This is a genomic window from Microbacterium sp. FG3, from assembly GCF_057809335.1.
This window is the reverse complement of the sequence record NZ_JBMDJT010000031.1, coordinates 17,553-32,592: the sequence shown is the minus strand read 5'-3', so window position 1 is coordinate 32,592 and position 15,040 is coordinate 17,553. Positions and strand designations below refer to the sequence as shown.

At 71.3% G+C, this 15,040-nt stretch carries 13 protein-coding genes; 12 read left to right on the top strand and 1 reads right to left on the bottom strand.

The window, feature by feature from the left end:
* Nucleotides 1-55: 55 nt before the first annotated feature.
* Nucleotides 56-1,801, bottom strand: a complete 1,746-nt coding sequence (locus tag ACODR5_RS10465) for an ABC transporter family substrate-binding protein (protein WP_488983594.1) — start codon at nucleotides 1,799-1,801, stop codon at nucleotides 56-58.
* Between the two features lie 269 nt (nucleotides 1,802-2,070).
* Between ACODR5_RS10465 and lepA the strand changes: the two genes are divergently transcribed.
* The 12 genes from lepA to leuA all read left to right on the top strand — a co-directional run bounded on the left by lepA (nucleotide 2,071) and on the right by leuA (nucleotide 15,038).
* Nucleotides 2,071-3,918: a translation elongation factor 4 gene (lepA, locus tag ACODR5_RS10460; RefSeq protein ID WP_460815605.1), complete on the top strand. Its 1,848-nt coding sequence runs from the start codon at nucleotides 2,071-2,073 to the stop codon at nucleotides 3,916-3,918.
* 19 nt (nucleotides 3,919-3,937) lie between these two features.
* Entirely contained in the window at nucleotides 3,938-4,609 is a 672-nt protein-coding gene (locus tag ACODR5_RS10455) for a DUF1990 domain-containing protein (protein WP_488983593.1), read from the top strand.
* Between the two features lie 34 nt (nucleotides 4,610-4,643).
* A complete protein-coding gene (gene hemW, locus ACODR5_RS10450) occupies nucleotides 4,644-5,861 on the top strand; it encodes a radical SAM family heme chaperone HemW (protein WP_488983592.1) in 1,218 nt (405 codons plus the stop codon).
* A 68-nt stretch (nucleotides 5,862-5,929) separates the two neighbouring features.
* On the top strand, nucleotides 5,930-6,970 hold the full coding sequence (gene hrcA / locus ACODR5_RS10445) for a heat-inducible transcriptional repressor HrcA (RefSeq protein ID WP_488983591.1): 1,041 nt from the start codon (nucleotides 5,930-5,932) through the stop codon (nucleotides 6,968-6,970).
* Nucleotides 6,971-7,021: 51 nt separating this feature from the next.
* On the top strand, nucleotides 7,022-8,125 hold the full coding sequence (gene dnaJ / locus ACODR5_RS10440; RefSeq protein ID WP_460815598.1) for a molecular chaperone DnaJ: 1,104 nt from the start codon (nucleotides 7,022-7,024) through the stop codon (nucleotides 8,123-8,125).
* Between the two features lie 2 nt (nucleotides 8,126-8,127).
* Complete coding sequence (locus tag ACODR5_RS10435; protein WP_449854228.1) at nucleotides 8,128-8,859, top strand: 16S rRNA (uracil(1498)-N(3))-methyltransferase; 732 nt, start codon at nucleotides 8,128-8,130, stop codon at nucleotides 8,857-8,859.
* 59 nt (nucleotides 8,860-8,918) lie between these two features.
* Nucleotides 8,919-9,266: an HIT domain-containing protein gene (locus ACODR5_RS10430; RefSeq protein ID WP_488983590.1), complete on the top strand. Its 348-nt coding sequence runs from the start codon at nucleotides 8,919-8,921 to the stop codon at nucleotides 9,264-9,266.
* 43 nt (nucleotides 9,267-9,309) lie between these two features.
* Nucleotides 9,310-10,332 carry a PhoH family protein gene (locus tag ACODR5_RS10425; protein WP_488983596.1) on the top strand — a complete coding sequence of 341 codons (1,023 nt, stop codon included), beginning with the start codon at nucleotides 9,310-9,312 and terminating at the stop codon, nucleotides 10,330-10,332.
* Nucleotides 10,329-10,793 carry an rRNA maturation RNase YbeY gene (ybeY, locus tag ACODR5_RS10420; RefSeq protein ID WP_449854226.1) on the top strand — a complete coding sequence of 155 codons (465 nt, stop codon included), beginning with the start codon at nucleotides 10,329-10,331 and terminating at the stop codon, nucleotides 10,791-10,793. Before ACODR5_RS10425 ends, ybeY begins: the two co-directional genes overlap by 4 nt.
* A complete protein-coding gene (locus ACODR5_RS10415) occupies nucleotides 10,793-12,181 on the top strand; it encodes a hemolysin family protein (protein WP_488983589.1) in 1,389 nt (462 codons plus the stop codon). The genes ybeY and ACODR5_RS10415 overlap by 1 nt, the downstream gene beginning before the upstream one ends.
* Entirely contained in the window at nucleotides 12,174-13,070 is an 897-nt protein-coding gene (era, locus tag ACODR5_RS10410; RefSeq protein ID WP_449854224.1) for a GTPase Era, read from the top strand. The genes ACODR5_RS10415 and era overlap by 8 nt, the downstream gene beginning before the upstream one ends.
* A gap of 216 nt (nucleotides 13,071-13,286) precedes the next feature.
* Nucleotides 13,287-15,038, top strand: coding sequence for a 2-isopropylmalate synthase (leuA, locus tag ACODR5_RS10405; protein WP_488983588.1), 1,752 nt, complete (start codon nucleotides 13,287-13,289; stop codon nucleotides 15,036-15,038).
* Nucleotides 15,039-15,040: the final 2 nt, after the last annotated feature.

The following is a 15,040-nucleotide window of genomic DNA, read 5'->3' as shown; positions in this document are numbered from 1 at the left end:
CGCCCCCCCCCCCCCCCCCCCCCCCCCCCCCACCGGGGTACGTCAGGCTGGCAGATTACTCCGCGCGGTTCCAGGCGTAGGCGTTCCAGGTGACGCCGCTCTGCGTCGTGGTGTGCTCCACGTTCGCGATGTCACTGGAGGCCGCGTCCACGCCCGGGTGAGCGAAGAGCGGGATGCTGTACAGGTCGTCCCACAGGTGCTTCTCGATGATCTTCGTCTGCTCGAGGTGGACCTCCGGGTCGAGCGAGCTCGCCAGCGTGTCCCAAGCGGCATCGACCTCGGGGTTCGAGTAGCCGACCCAGTTCTGCGGCTTGCCCGAGGCGTAGATGTTCTGCCCCGAGGTGATCTGGCCCGAGCCGGCCCAGGCGAACAGCGCCACATCGAAGTTGCCCGCGGCGGCGTCGGCGCTGAAGTCCTCCGTGGCGCCGTCGACGATGTTGAAGCCGGCCTCGTCACACGACGACTTGATCATGGCGACCTCGTCGGCGCGGCGCTGGTTGCCCGCGGTGTACTTGATGGTCACCTCGGTGCCCGTCGCGCCCTCGGCCTCGACGATGGCCTTCGCGCCCTCGATGTCGACCTCGTCGTACCGGCCGTCGTACGAGGCGGCGACGACCTCGTCATAGTTCTCCTGGAAGGGGAACACCTCGCGCGAGTTCATCACCTCGGCCTCGGGGTCGAGGGGCTTGATGAGGTTGTCGACGATCAGCTGGCGCGGCACGCACATGGCGAACGCCTTGCGCAGCTCCGCGTTGGAGAAGATCGCGCCCTCGCGCTGGTTGAGGTCGAGGTGCTCCCACGTGAGCGTGGGACCGGTGTAGACGCTGACGGCGTCGCCCATCTCCTCGAGCTGGTTGATGGTGTCGACCGTGGGCTGCGGGGCGATCACGTCGACGTCGCCGTTCTGGAGCGCCTGCGGCATCGACGCCTGGTCGATGAAGCGGAACACGAGCTCGTCGTTCTGCGGCGCCAGCTGCTCGCCGTAGTACTCAGGGTTGGCCTTGAGCGTGACCGACTGCGTGGCGCTCCACGAGTCGAGGATGTACGGGCCCGACGACGGGATGAGGGCGGTGTCGGGCAGCGTGCCCGGCTCGGTCGTCCAGCCGTTGTTCCAGAACTCGGCGGCCGGCGCCAGCGCCTCGGAGTCGCCCGAGAGGATCGCCTCCGTGAGTTCCTCGACGGTCATTCCGGCCTGCTCCGCGACGACGTGGGCCGGGTCGAGGAGGTAGGTCTGGATCTGCCAGTCGGGGTCGGGTGCGGCGAACTCCATGGTGAAGGTCTTGCCGCTCGGGTCGCCCTGCGGGCCCGCGGGAACGGTGTTGCCGAGGTCCTGCGAGACCGAGTCGAACAGCGGCACGGGGTTGCCGTCCTCGTCGACCTCGGTGCTGAGGTTCGGGTTCTGGATGCCCCACGCGAGGATCGCGTCGGCCACCGTGATGGGCGTGCCGTCCGACCACACAGCGTCATCGCTGATGGTGAACTCGACGACCATGGGGTCTTCGCTGACGAGCTCGAACGAGCCCAGGTCCTCGTTCGGAACGATCGATCCGTCGGGCCCGTAGTAGACGAACCCCACCTTCAGCAGGTCGACGATCGCGGAGTTGTACGTGTTGTACGAGGCGCTGGCGAACCCGTTGTAGCTGGTGAAGTCCACCGGGCCCACGGTCGCCGAGATCGACTGGCTGGCGGTGCCGCCGTCGCCGTCGCCGCCGTCACCGGTGTCGGCGGGCGCGCAGGCCGTCAGGGCCAGGCCGAGTGCGGCCGCAGCGGCCACTCCCGCGTAGATACGTCGCAGACGCATTCCTTCTCCTTGTGTTCATGTGATCACGGGATGTGACTGGTGCTCCGGTCACTGCCGTACTCCGGGCGACAGCCGCCCGATTGACAGTCACTCTCACACACCGGATGTTCCGGGGTTGTTACGGAGCCGTACTTCGTGAGGAAACCGTGATCAACTCGTGTTGAGCATTCCGCCGCGTCTGAGTGGCGTTGACGCGCGGAATCTGAGCGATCTGCTCCCACCGTGGCGCGCATTATGGCGGTGGGTGTGCACCGTAGAATCGGACGAACATGTCTCCACGCGCCCTGAATCCGCTCGAGCCCGCCGCGACGCCGCCCGAGCGCATCCGCAATTTCTGCATCATCGCCCACATCGACCACGGCAAGTCCACCCTGGCCGACCGCATGCTGCAGCTGACGGGCGTGGTCGCCGACCGCGACATGCGCGCGCAGTACCTCGACCGCATGGACATCGAGCGCGAGCGCGGCATCACGGTCAAGAGCCAGGCGGTGCGGATCCCGTGGGAGGTCGACGGCACCACGTATGCGCTCAACATGATCGACACGCCGGGGCACGTCGACTTCAGCTACGAGGTCTCGCGCTCGCTCGCCGCCTGCGAGGGCGCCATCCTGCTCGTGGACGCGGCGCAGGGCATCGAGGCCCAGACCCTCGCCAACCTCTACATGGCGCTCGAGAACGACCTCACGATCATCCCGGTGCTCAACAAGATCGACCTGCCCGCCGCGGATCCCGAGCGGTTCGCGAAGGAGCTCGCCGACCTCATCGGCGGCGACCCCGAGGACGTGCTGCGGGTGTCGGGCAAGACGGGGCAGGGCGTCGACGCGCTGCTGGACCGGCTCGTGGGCGAGATCCCGGCGCCGGTCGGCGACGCCGACGCGCCGGCGCGCGCCATGATCTTCGACTCGGTCTACGACGCCTATCGCGGCGTCGTCACGTACGTGCGCATGGTGGACGGGCGGCTCGAGCCGCGCGAGCGCGTGCAGATGATGTCGACGCAGGCGACGCACGAGCTGCTCGAGATCGGCGTGTCGAGCCCCGAGCCGCAGCCCACGCGCGGCCTCGGCGTCGGCGAGGTGGGCTACCTCATCACCGGCGTGAAGGACGTGCGCCAGTCGAAGGTGGGCGACACGGTCACGAACGCGCGCAAGCCCGCGACCGACGCGCTCGCGGGCTACGTGGAGCCGAAGCCCATGGTGTTCTCGGGTCTGTACCCGATCGACGCGAGCGACTATCCGGAGCTGCGCGAGGCGCTCGACAAGCTCAAGCTCTCGGACGCCGCCCTCGTCTACGAGCCGGAGACCTCGGTGGCCCTCGGCTTCGGCTTCCGCTGCGGCTTCCTCGGCCTGCTGCACCTCGAGATCGTCACGGAGCGGCTCTCGCGCGAGTTCGGCCTCGACCTCATCACGACCGCGCCGAGCGTGATCTACGAGGTGCTCACGGAGACCGGCCAGCGCATCGTCGTGACCAACCCGAGCGAGTACCCCGAGGGCAAGATCGGCGCCGTCAGCGAGCCGATCGTGCGCGCGTCGATCCTCACGCCCAAGGACTACGTCGGCACGGTCATGGAGCTGTGCCAGAACCGGCGCGGCAGCCTCGAGGGGATGGACTACCTCTCCGAGGAGCGCGTGGAGCTGAAGTACACGATCCCCCTCGGCGAGATCGTGTTCGACTTCTTCGACCAGCTGAAGAGCCGCACGCAGGGCTACGCGAGCTTCGACTACGAGCCGGCCGGTCAGCAGGAGGCCGACCTCGTGAAGGTCGACATCCTGCTGCAGGGCGACCGCGTCGACGCGTTCAGCGCCATCGTGCACCGCGACAAGGCGTACTCGTACGGCACGACGATGACGGAGCGGCTGCGCAAGCTGATCCCGCGGCAGCAGTTCGAGGTGCCGATCCAGGCCGCGATCGGCGCCCGGATCATCGCGCGCGAGAACATCCGCGCGATCCGCAAGGACGTGCTCGCCAAGTGCTACGGCGGCGACATCACGCGCAAGCGCAAGCTGCTCGAGAAGCAGAAGGAAGGCAAGAAGCGCATGAAGATGGTCGGCCGCGTCGAGGTGCCGCAGGAGGCGTTCATCGCGGCGCTCTCGGGCGACGTCGAGACCAAGGGCAAGTAGCCCTGGGTAGGCTGTGACCATGCGCCGGGGCACGTTCCGAGACGAGACCGTCGACTACGCCGCCGTCGGCGGCACGCAGGCCGACGACCTGCTGCAGTACCCGCCGGAGAAGAGCATTCCGGCGGCGGAGGAGTGGCGCATCGGCAGCGGCGAGGAGCGCTTCCGCGCGGCCGCCGAGGAGCTGCTGTCGTGGGCGGCGCAGCGCGGCGCGCAGCTGCAGGTGCTCGAGGTGCGCCCCGCGGCCGGTCCCGCGTACACCGGCGTGAGCTTCGACGGCGAGGGCCGGCCGATCGCGCCGGCCGGCATGGACGGCGGCGAGCGCTTCGGCGAGAGCGAGCAGCGCTTCGACGCCGAGGGCACGCCCCTCGTGAGCGCCGGCGCCACCGTGCGCCTGCAGGGCCGGGTGCACGGGCACCACGCGGGCGGCGAGCTGCGCGTGATCTTCGTCGTCGAGGAGCAGCGTCGCGTGGGCTTCGCGCTCGGCACGGTGGGCGGATCGGTGGTGAGCGGCGAGGAGTCGTTCATGATCGAGTGGCGCGAGAACGACGAGGTGTGGTTCACGGTGCGCGCCTTCGACCGCCCCACGCGGCCGCTGGGCCGGCTGTTCCCCGGCCTGATCCGCCGCCGTCGCCGCGCGCTCTTCGACCGCTACCTGCGCGCGATCTCGCCGCTGTTCGCGACGCCGTCCTGATGCGCGGGCCGACATCGAAGGCGGCGCGCACCTGATGGGCGCGGCGCTGCCCCTGGGCGACCCCGCACCCGTCGACGGAGCGCTGCCCGCCGACCTCCCCGTCGACCGCGAGGCGGAGCTCGGGGTGTACCTGCACGTGCCGTTCTGCCGCGTGCGCTGCGGCTACTGCGACTTCAACACCTACACGGCGACCGAGCTGCGCGGGGCACGGCAGGACATGTACGCCGACACGCTGATCCGCGAGGTCGAGCTCGCCGAGGGCGTGCTCGGCGGCGCGGGCGCGATGCGTCCGGCCAGCACGGTGTTCTTCGGCGGCGGCACGCCCACGCTGCTGCCGGCCGGCGACCTGGCCAGGATGCTGGCCGCGGTGCGCGAGGCGTTCGGGCTGCAGCCGGGGGCCGAGGTCACCGTGGAGGCCAATCCCGACACCGTCACCGACGCCGTCGCGCACGAGCTCGCCGCTGCCGGCGTCACCCGCATGTCGATCGGCATGCAGTCGGCCGTGCCGCGCGTGCTCGCGGCGCTCGACCGCACGCACACGCCCGCCAACGTGGGCACGGCGGTGGCCGCCGCGCGCGGCGCGGGCCTCGACGTGAGCGTCGACCTGATCTACGGCGCGCCGGGGGAGACCCTGGGCGACTGGTCGGCATCGCTCGACGCGGCGCTGGCGCTCGAGCCCGACCACGTCTCGGCCTACGCGCTCATCATCGAGGAGGGCACGAAGCTCGCCAGGCAGATCGCGCGCGCCGAGGTGCCGGAGCCGGACGGCGACGTGCAGGCCGACATGTACGAGCTCGCGGACGCCCGCCTCGCGGCGGCCGGCTTCGACTGGTACGAGGTGTCGAACTGGTCGCGCGGGCCGGAGCACCGCTCGCGGCACAACCTGAACTACTGGCGTGGGCAGGACTGGTGGGGCTTCGGTCCGGGCGCGCACAGCCACGTCGCCGGCCTGCGCTGGTGGAACGTGAAGCACCCCGCCGCGTACGCGCAGCGGCTCGCCGGCGGGGAGTCCCCGGCGGCGGCTCGCGAGCGGCCGGACGAGGCGGCGCGCCTGCTCGAGCGGGTGCTGCTGGAGAGCCGCATCCGCGAGGGACTGGAGCTGGCCACGGTGCCCGCCGTGCGGCGCGAGGCCGTGGCGGGGCTGATCGCCGACGAGCTCGTCGAGGGTCCCGCCGCCCTCCGCGGGCGCATCGTGCTGACGCTCAAGGGGCGGCTGCTGGCCGATGCCGTGGTGCGCGCGCTGACCGACTGAGCCGCCGGTTCCCCGCCCGAGCGGCTAGAATTGGCACTCGTCAGGATCGAGTGCCAGAAGGGAGCGCGATGGTCACCGAACGAGGCCTGCAGGTGCTCCGCGCCATCGTGCAGGACTACGTGGACACGCACGAGCCGGTGGGCAGCAAGGCGATCGTCGAGCGCCACGCCTTCGACGTCTCGGCCGCGACGATCCGCAACGACATGGCGATGCTCGAGGACGAGGACCTCATCACGGCGCCGCACACGTCCTCCGGGCGCGTGCCCACCGACAAGGGGTACCGCGTGTTCGTCGACCACCTCGCCGAGATCCGCCCCCTCACGCCGGCGCAGCGCGCCGCCATCTCGACGTTCCTCGCCGATCCGCAGGACCTCGACGACCTCCTCGCGCGCACCGTGCGCCTGCTCACGCAGCTGACCGGCCAGGTCGCGCTCGTGCAGTACCCGTCGTTCGCCCGCGCGAACGTGACGCACCTCGAGCTCGTGGCGCTCGAGCCCTCGCGGCTGCTCGTGATCCTCGTCACCGACACGGGGCGCGTCTCGCAGCGCATCGTCGTCGTGCCGGCCGCGCTCGAGGACGCCGACGTGGCGCTGCTGCGCGCGCAGCTCGCCACCCTCGTCACCGGGCGCTCGGTCGGCGAGGGCTCGGAGCGCGTCGCCGCGGTGCTCGAGGGCTCCGCGGACCCCGCGGACCGCCTGGCCGGCACGCTGCGCGAACTCGCGCGGGTGATCGCGGAGGAGCTGGCGGAGTTCCGCCAGAACCGGCTCGTCATGGCGGGGGCGGCCACGCTCGCGCGCCGCGAGCAGGACTTCCGCGGCAGCATCCACCCGCTGCTGGAGGCGATCGAGGAGCAGGTCACCCTGCTGCGGCTGATGTCGGAGATGCAGCCCGACGACCAGGGCCTGGCGGCGAGCATCGGGCGCGAGAACGCGCCGTTCGGCCTGGGCGACGCCTCGATCGTGGCGAGCGACTACGACTCGCGGATCGGCACGGCCCGCGTGGGCGTGATGGGGCCGACCCGCATGGACTATCCCAGCAACCTGTCGGCGGCGCGGGCGGTCGCCCGCTACCTGACGAGGCTGCTGGACGAGGATGCCGCGCGCCGCTGAGGCGCGACGGACACGGCGACGGACCGCTCGGGCGGTCCCGGAAAGGCGACTGTGGCAGACCACTACGAGGTTCTGGGCGTCTCACGCGAGGCGAGCGACGAGGAGATCAAGCGCGCCTACCGCAAGCTGGCGCGTCAGCTGCACCCCGACGTCAACCCGAGCCCGGACGCGGCCGAGAAGTTCAAGGCGGTCACGCACGCCTACGACGTGCTGAGCGATCCGGAGCAGCGCCGGCGCTACGACATGGGCGGCGACGAGTCGCCGTTCGGCGGCGGCGGTTTCGGCGGGTTCGGCGACATCTTCGAGACCTTCTTCGGGTCGGCGGGCGGCAGGGCCGGGCGCCCTCGCGACCGGCGCCAGCGGGGCGAGGACGCGCTCGTGCGCCTCACGCTCGACCTGGGCGACGTCGTCTTCGGCGCGCACCGCGACATCGAGGTCGACACCGCCGTGCTGTGCGAGACCTGCCAGGGCTCGTGCTGCCAGCCGGGCACGCATCCCGAGCGCTGCGACGTGTGCGGCGGATCGGGCCAGGTGCGCACGCAGGTGCGCAGCCTGCTCGGCAACATGGTCACGACGCAGCCGTGCGGATCGTGCCAGGGCTACGGCACGGTCATCCCCGCGCCGTGCCCCACGTGCCACGGCCACGGCCGCGTCCGCGCCCGCCGCACCGTCTCGGTCGACATCCCCGCCGGCGTCGAGAGCGGCCTGCGGCTGCAGCTGCCCGGCTCGGGCGAGGTCGGCGAGGCCGGCGGCCCGAACGGCGACCTCTACCTGCAGGTCGAGATCGAGCCGCACCCGGTCTTCGGGCGCGAGGGCGACGACCTCACCGCCGTCGTCGAGGTCGCGATGACCGACGCGATCCTCGGCACGCACGTGACGGTCGAGGGCCTCGACGGGCCGATCGAGCTGGATCTGCGGCCCGGCGTGCAGTCCGGCGACGAGCTGCGCATCGAGGGCCGGGGCATCACCGGCCTGCGCTCGGGACGTCGCGGCGATCTGCGCCTCGGCGTGCGGGTGATGACGCCGACCAAGCTCGACGCGAAGACGCGCGCCCTCGTGGAGGAGCTGGCGCAGCGCCAGCGGCCGCAGGCGCCGCGCCTCTCCGAGCACCACCAGGGCCTGTTCGCCAAGCTGCGCGACCGCTTCCGCAACTGATCGTGGCGCTGCACTTCCTCGACGAGTCCGCCGCGGCGGCCGCGGTCGGCGACGAGATCGAGCTGACGGGCGCCGAGGCCCATCACGCCGCCGCGGTGCGCCGCGTCCGCCCGGGCGAGGCCGTCACGGTCGGCGACGGCCGGGGCGTGCGTCTGGACGGCGAGGTCGTCGCGGCCGACCCCAAGCACGTGCGCATCCGGGTGAGCGGCCGCAGCGAGGAGGCGCCGGTCCGCCCGCGCCTCGTGCTCGCACAGGCGCTCGCGAAGGGCGACCGCGACGAGCTGGCCGTGCAGGCGGCCACCGAGCTGGGCGTCGACGAGGTGATCCCGTGGCAGGCCGCGCGCAGCGTCTCGCGGTGGGAGGGACCCAAGGCGCGGAAGGGCCGCGAGCGCTGGCAGGCGATCGTGCGCGAGGCGGCCAAGCAGGCGCACCGCTCGTGGGTCCCGGAGGTGGCCGAGCCCGTCACGACCGCGCAGCTCGCCGCGCGCGCGGGCGGCGCGCGCATGCTCGTGCTCGACCCGTGGACCGACGCCGCGCTCAGCACGGCGCCGGTGGACGACGCCGACGAGATCCTGCTCGTCGTGGGGCCGGAGGGCGGGATCGCGCCCGAGGAGCTCGAGCGGCTCGAGGCCGCGGGCGCCGCGCGGGCGCGCCTGGGTGCCACGGTGCTGCGCACGTCGACGGCGGGCCCCGCGGCGCTGGCCGTGCTGAACGCGCGCCTGGGTCGCTGGTGAGCGGCGCCGAGAGCGGGAGCCCCGACGCGGTCCGATCCCGCGTCACTAGACTTGAGGACATGAGCGAGCCGTCCCTCTTCACGCGGATCCTGCAGGGCGAGATCCCCGGCGAGATCGTCGCGCAGAACGAGCACGTCTTCGTGCTGCGCGACATCGCGCCCCAGGCGCCGGTGCACCTGCTCGTGATCCCCAAGACGCAGCGGTACCGCGACGTCTCCGAGCTCGCGGCGGGCGATCCCTCGCTGCTCGCCGAGGTCATCGCGATGGCCGGCCGCGTCGCCGCCGAGCACGCGGACGGCGACTACCGCCTGATCTTCAACACCGGCGCCGGCGCCGGGCAGACCGTCTTCCACGTCCATGCGCATGTGCTGGCCGGTGGACTCGAGGAGAAGAGACTCGTTGGCTGATCCCGACCCGTACACCGACCGCGTCTACGCCGACGGCGTGGCCATGGTGCAGCTGCTCGGCCCCCAGGACCGGCTGCTGCGGATGGTGGAGAGCGCGCATCCCGACGTCGATGTGCACGTGCGCGGCAACGAGATCACGCTCACGGGCGAGGAGGCGGCCGTCCGCGCCGCCCGCGCGCTCGTGGACGAGCTGCTCGCGCTCACGCGCGGCGGCCACGACCTCGCGCCGGCGGACGTCGCATCGTCGGCGCGCATGATGCGCGAGGAGGGCGGCCCGCGCCCGCGCGATGTGATGGGCGAGGCGATCCTGTCGTCGCGCGGTCGCGTGATCCGGCCCAAGACGGCCGGCCAGAAGACCTACGTCGACGCGATCGACGAGAACACCATCGTGTTCGGCATCGGCCCCGCCGGCACCGGCAAGACCTACCTCGCCATGGCGAAGGCGGTCCAGGCGCTGCAGCGCCGCGAGGTGGAGCGGATCATCCTCACGCGCCCGGCGGTCGAGGCGGGGGAGCGGCTCGGCTTCCTGCCCGGCACGCTCACCGACAAGATCGATCCGTACCTGCGCCCGCTCTACGACGCCATCAACGAGATGATGGATCCGGAGCTCGTGCCCAAGCTCATCGCGAGCGGCACGATCGAGGTCGCGCCGCTGGCCTACATGCGCGGTCGCACGCTGAACAACTCGTTCGTCGTGCTCGACGAGGCGCAGAACACCACGCCCGAGCAGATGAAGATGTTCCTGACGCGGCTCGGGTTCGGCACGCGCATGGTCGTCACGGGCGACATCACGCAGGTCGACCTGCCGGGCGGCACGTCGGGCCTGCGGCTGGTGACGCGCATCCTCGACAGGGTGGACGACATCCACTTCGCCCGCCTGTCGAGCGACGACGTCGTGCGGCACACGCTCGTCGGCAGGATCGTCGACGCGTACAGCGAGTACGACGAGCGGCGCACCGCGCTGCAGCACGAGCGCGAGGAGGCGCGGGAGTTCGCGAACCGCGCGGAGCGTCGCGGCGCCATCCGCCGCGATCGCCAGGCACGAGGGCACGGAGGACGCTCATGATCGACATCAACAACGAGTCGGGGTTCGAGGTCGACGAGTCGGTGCTCCTGCGCCTGACCCAGTTCAACCTGGGCGAGCTGCGCGTCAGCCCCGACGCCGACGTCGCCATCGTGCTCGTGGACGAGGGCGCCATGGAGGCGCTGCACGTGCAGTGGATGGACGAGCCGGGCCCGACCGACGTGCTCAGCTTCCCGATGGACGAGCTGCGGCCCGGGTCCGAGGAGGAGCCGACGCCCGCCGGGCTGCTCGGCGACATCGTGCTGTGCCCGCAGGTGGCCGAGACCCAGGCCGAGGCCGCGGGGCACTCGACGATGGACGAGCTCATCCTGCTCACGACGCACGGCCTGCTGCACCTGCTCGGCTTCGACCACGCCGAGCCGGACGAGGAGCGGGAGATGTTCGGCCTGCAGAAGGAGCTCATCGCGGGCTTCGCGGCCGAGGAACGCCGCCGCACCCGGTGATGGTCGAGACGCTCCTCTTCCTCGCCGCGCTGCTGCTCGTCCTGCTCGGCGGCCTCATGTCGGCGATCGACGCCGCGCTCTCGGTCACCTCGCGCGGCGACCTGTTCGACCTCGCCGCCGAGGCGCGCCCCGCCCAGGCCCGCGCCCTCGGCCGCATCGCGGACGACCCCGACGCGCACGGCGACGCGGTGGCGTTCGTGCGCGTGCTGTCGGAGACATCCGCCGCCGTGCTCGTGACCGCGGCGTTCACGCTGCTGTTCGAGAGCATCTGGTGGGCGCTGCTCGCGGCCGCGCTGGCCATGACGGGCATCTCGTTCGTCGCGGTGTTCTCCAGCCCCCGCTCGGTCGGGCGCCGCCACTCCGAGCCGCTGCTGCGCTCGACGGCGCCGTTCGTGCACGGCGTGCGCATCGTGCTCGGGCCCGTGGCGCGCCTGCTCGTCGGCATCGGCGCGACGGTCACGCCGGGCCGAGGCCGCCGCAGCTTCGAGTCCGAGGAGCAGCTGCTGAGCATGGTCGACGAGGCGGCCTCGAACGACCTCATCGACGACGACGACCGCGACCTCGTGCACTCGGTGTTCGACTTCACGGATCAGGTGGTGCGCGCCGTCATGGTGCCCCGCACCGAGATGATCACGGTGGACGCGTCGGTGACCACGCGCGAGGCGCTGCAGGCCTTCCTCGACACGGGGATCTCGCGCATGCCGGTCGTCGACGGCGAGGTCGACGACGTCGTGGGCGTGCTGTACCTGAAGGATCTCGTGCAGTTCGGCTTCCGCGACACCCCGGGTTGGCGCGATGCGAGCGTGCGTCCGCTGGCCCGCCCCGCCGTGTTCGTTCCCGAGCAGATGCGCGCCGAGACGCTGCTGCAGCAGATGAAGCGCGAGGCCGTGCACGTGTGCCTCGTCGTCGACGAGTACGGCGGCATCGCCGGCATCGTCACGCTCGAGGACCTCATCGAGGAGCTCGTCGGCGAGATCTCGGACGAGTACGACCCCCGCACGACCGAGGTCGTGGAGCTGGGCGACGGCAGCTACCGCGTCGCCGCGCGCCTGTCGCTCGCGGAGGTCGGCGACCTGTTCGGCATCGAGCTCGAGGACGAGGACGTCGACTCGATCGGCGGCCTGCTGGGCAAGGCGCTGGGCCACGTGCCGCAGCCGGGCGAGACGGTGGAGATCGACGGCCTCGTCATCACGGGCGGCACCTCGCGCGGTCGCGGGCGCGGTCTCGCGACGGTCTTCGTCGAGGCCGGCGAGGGCCTGCGCGCCCTCGCGGAGGCGCGCTCGCGTCATCCGCGCACGGGCGAGATCGTCGTGCCCGGCGCGCGCGCCACCACGGGGGAGACACCGGTCGTCCGCGGCCGCAAGGGGAAGGAACGCTCGGATGACTGAGCACCGCAGCGGATTCGTGACGTTCGTCGGCCGCCCGAACGTGGGCAAGTCGACGCTCACCAACGCGCTCGTCGGCGAGAAGGTCGCGATCACGAGCGAGAAGCCGCAGACGACGCGCCGCGCCATCCGCGGGATCCTGAACCGGCCCGCCGGGCAGCTGGTGATCGTCGACACCCCGGGCCTGCACCGACCGCGCACCCTGCTGGGGCAGCGCCTCAACGACCTCGTCGAGCAGGTGCTCGGCGACGTCGACGTGATCGCGTTCTGCGCGCCGGCCACCGAGAAGGTCGGGCCGGGCGACCGCCGCATCGTCGAGTCGCTCGACGGGTACCCGCGCGCGAAGAAGGTCGCGCTCGTCACGAAGACCGACGCCGCGACGAAGGACGAGATCATGGAGCGGCTGCTCGAGGTGAACGCCCTGCGCGAGGACTGGGCCGCCGTCATCCCGCTGTCGTCCGTCTCGGGCGAGCAGCTCGACGTGCTCACCGACGAGCTGCTCGCGCTCCTGCCGGAGGGACCAGCCCTCTACCCGGAGGGCGTCGTGACCGACGAGACGGTGGAGGACCGGATCGCCGAGATCATCCGCGAGGCGGCGCTGGAGGGCGTGCACGACGAGCTGCCGCACTCGATCGCGGTCACGATCGAGGACATCGCGCCGCGCGAGGGCCGCGACGACCTCACCGACGTCTTCGCGAACATCGTCGTCGAGCGCGACAGCCAGAAGGCGATCATCATCGGGCGCAAGGGTGCGCGGCTGAAGGACGTGGGCGCCCGCGCCCGCGCGCAGCTGGAGCCGCTGCTGGGCACCCGCGTCTACCTCGCGCTGCACGTGCGCGTGGCCAAGGAGTGGCAGCGCGACCCGAAGCAGCTCGGACGCCTCGGCTTCTGAGGGCACCGGAGGATTTGCGCTCAGTCCGACGCTGAGCAGGATGCTCAGGCCTCAGCGCCGAGCGCCTCTTTCACCGCGCACATTGCGTGGTAGTCTGGCGACGTGCGTCTGGCCGGTCTGCTTCTCCTTAGCCGCCGCGACGAGAGCTCGATCTAGGGCCTCTCTCGTCGCGGAGTTCTGGCGTGGCCCGCACTTCCTTGCGAGAGAGAGCAGATCATGCAGAACCGTCAGCAGCCGTCCCCCATGCCGGTCCACAAGTACCGGCCGTACCACGAGCAGTTCGCCGTCGACCTTCCCGACCGCACGTGGCCGTCCAAGCGCATCGAGAAGGCGCCGCGCTGGTGCGCCGTCGACCTGCGCGACGGCAACCAGGCGCTCATCGATCCGATGGACCCCCAGCGCAAGCGGGTGATGTTCGACCTGCTCGTGAGGATGGGATACAAGGAGATCGAGGTCGGCTTCCCGTCGGCGAGCCAGACCGACTTCGATTTCGTGCGGCACCTCATCGAGGACGACGCGATCCCCGAGGACGTCACGATCCAGGTGCTGACGCAGGCGCGCGAGCACCTCATCGCCCGCACGTACGAGGCGATCCGGGGTGCGCGCCAGGCGATCGTGCACCTGTACAACTCCACGAGCGTGCTGCAGCGCGACGTCGTCTTCCGCACCGACCAGCAGGGCATCATCGACATCGCGCTCGAGGGCGCGCGGCTGTGCAAGAAGTACGAGGCGACGATCCCGGAGACGACCGTCTACTACGAGTACTCGCCCGAGTCGTACACCGGCACGGAGCTGGAGTTCGCGGCGGAGATCTGCAACCGCGTGATGGAGGTGCTCGTCCCCACGCCCGAGCGCAAGCTCATCGTGAACCTGCCCGCCACGGTCGAGATGGCCACGCCCAACGTCTACGCCGACTCGATCGAGTGGATGAGCCGGCACCTGAACCACCGCGAGAACGTGATCATCTCGCTGCACCCGCACAACGACCGCGGCACGGGCATCGCCGCCGCCGAGCTCGGCTACCTGGCGGGTGCCGATCGCATCGAGGGCTGCCTGTTCGGCAACGGCGAGCGCACGGGCAACGTCGACCTCGTGGCGCTGGGCGTCAACATGTTCACGCAGGGCATCGACCCGCAGATCGACTTCGGCGACATCGACCAGATCAAACGCACGGTCGAGTACTGCAACCAGCTGCCTGTGCCCGAGCGCAGCCCGTGGGCCGGGGATCTCGTCTTCACGGCGTTCAGCGGATCGCACCAGGACGCCATCAAGAAGGGCTTCGAGGCGATGGAGACGCGCGCGAAGGACGCCGGGGTCACCGTCGACGAGATCGAGTGGGCGGTGCCGTACCTGCCCGTCGACCCGAAGGACCTGGGTCGCTCCTACGAGGCCGTCATCCGTGTCAACTCCCAGTCGGGCAAGGGCGGGGTGTCGTACCTGCTGAAGGCCGATCACGCGCTCGACCTGCCGCGCCGGCTGCAGATCGAGTTCTCCGGCGTCGTGCAGAGCCACACCGACGCGGAGGGCGGCGAGGTCACGAGCGAGGAGATCTGGCGGATCTTCCGCGACGAGTACCTGCCGGCGACCGATCCGGCCGAGCGCTGGGGCCGGTTCGAGATCCTCTCGACGCAGACGCAGAGCACGGGTGCCGACGTGGCGCTGTCGGTGACCCTTCGCGACGGCGACGAGGAGCGCACGGTGGCGGGCCGGGGCAACGGGCCCATCGCGGCGTTCCTCGAGGTGCTGCGCGACGCCGGTCACGAGGTGACGCTGTACGACTACGTCGAGCACACCATGGCCGCCTCGGGCGACGCGCAGGCCGCGGCGTACGTCGAGCTGCAGGTGGACGAGCAGCGACTGTGGGGCGTGGGGATCGACGGCGACATCTCGATGGCCTCGCTCAAGGCGATCGTCTCGGCCGTGAACCGCTCCATCCGCGCGCGCGAGCGTGAGCTCGTCGCGGCCTGACC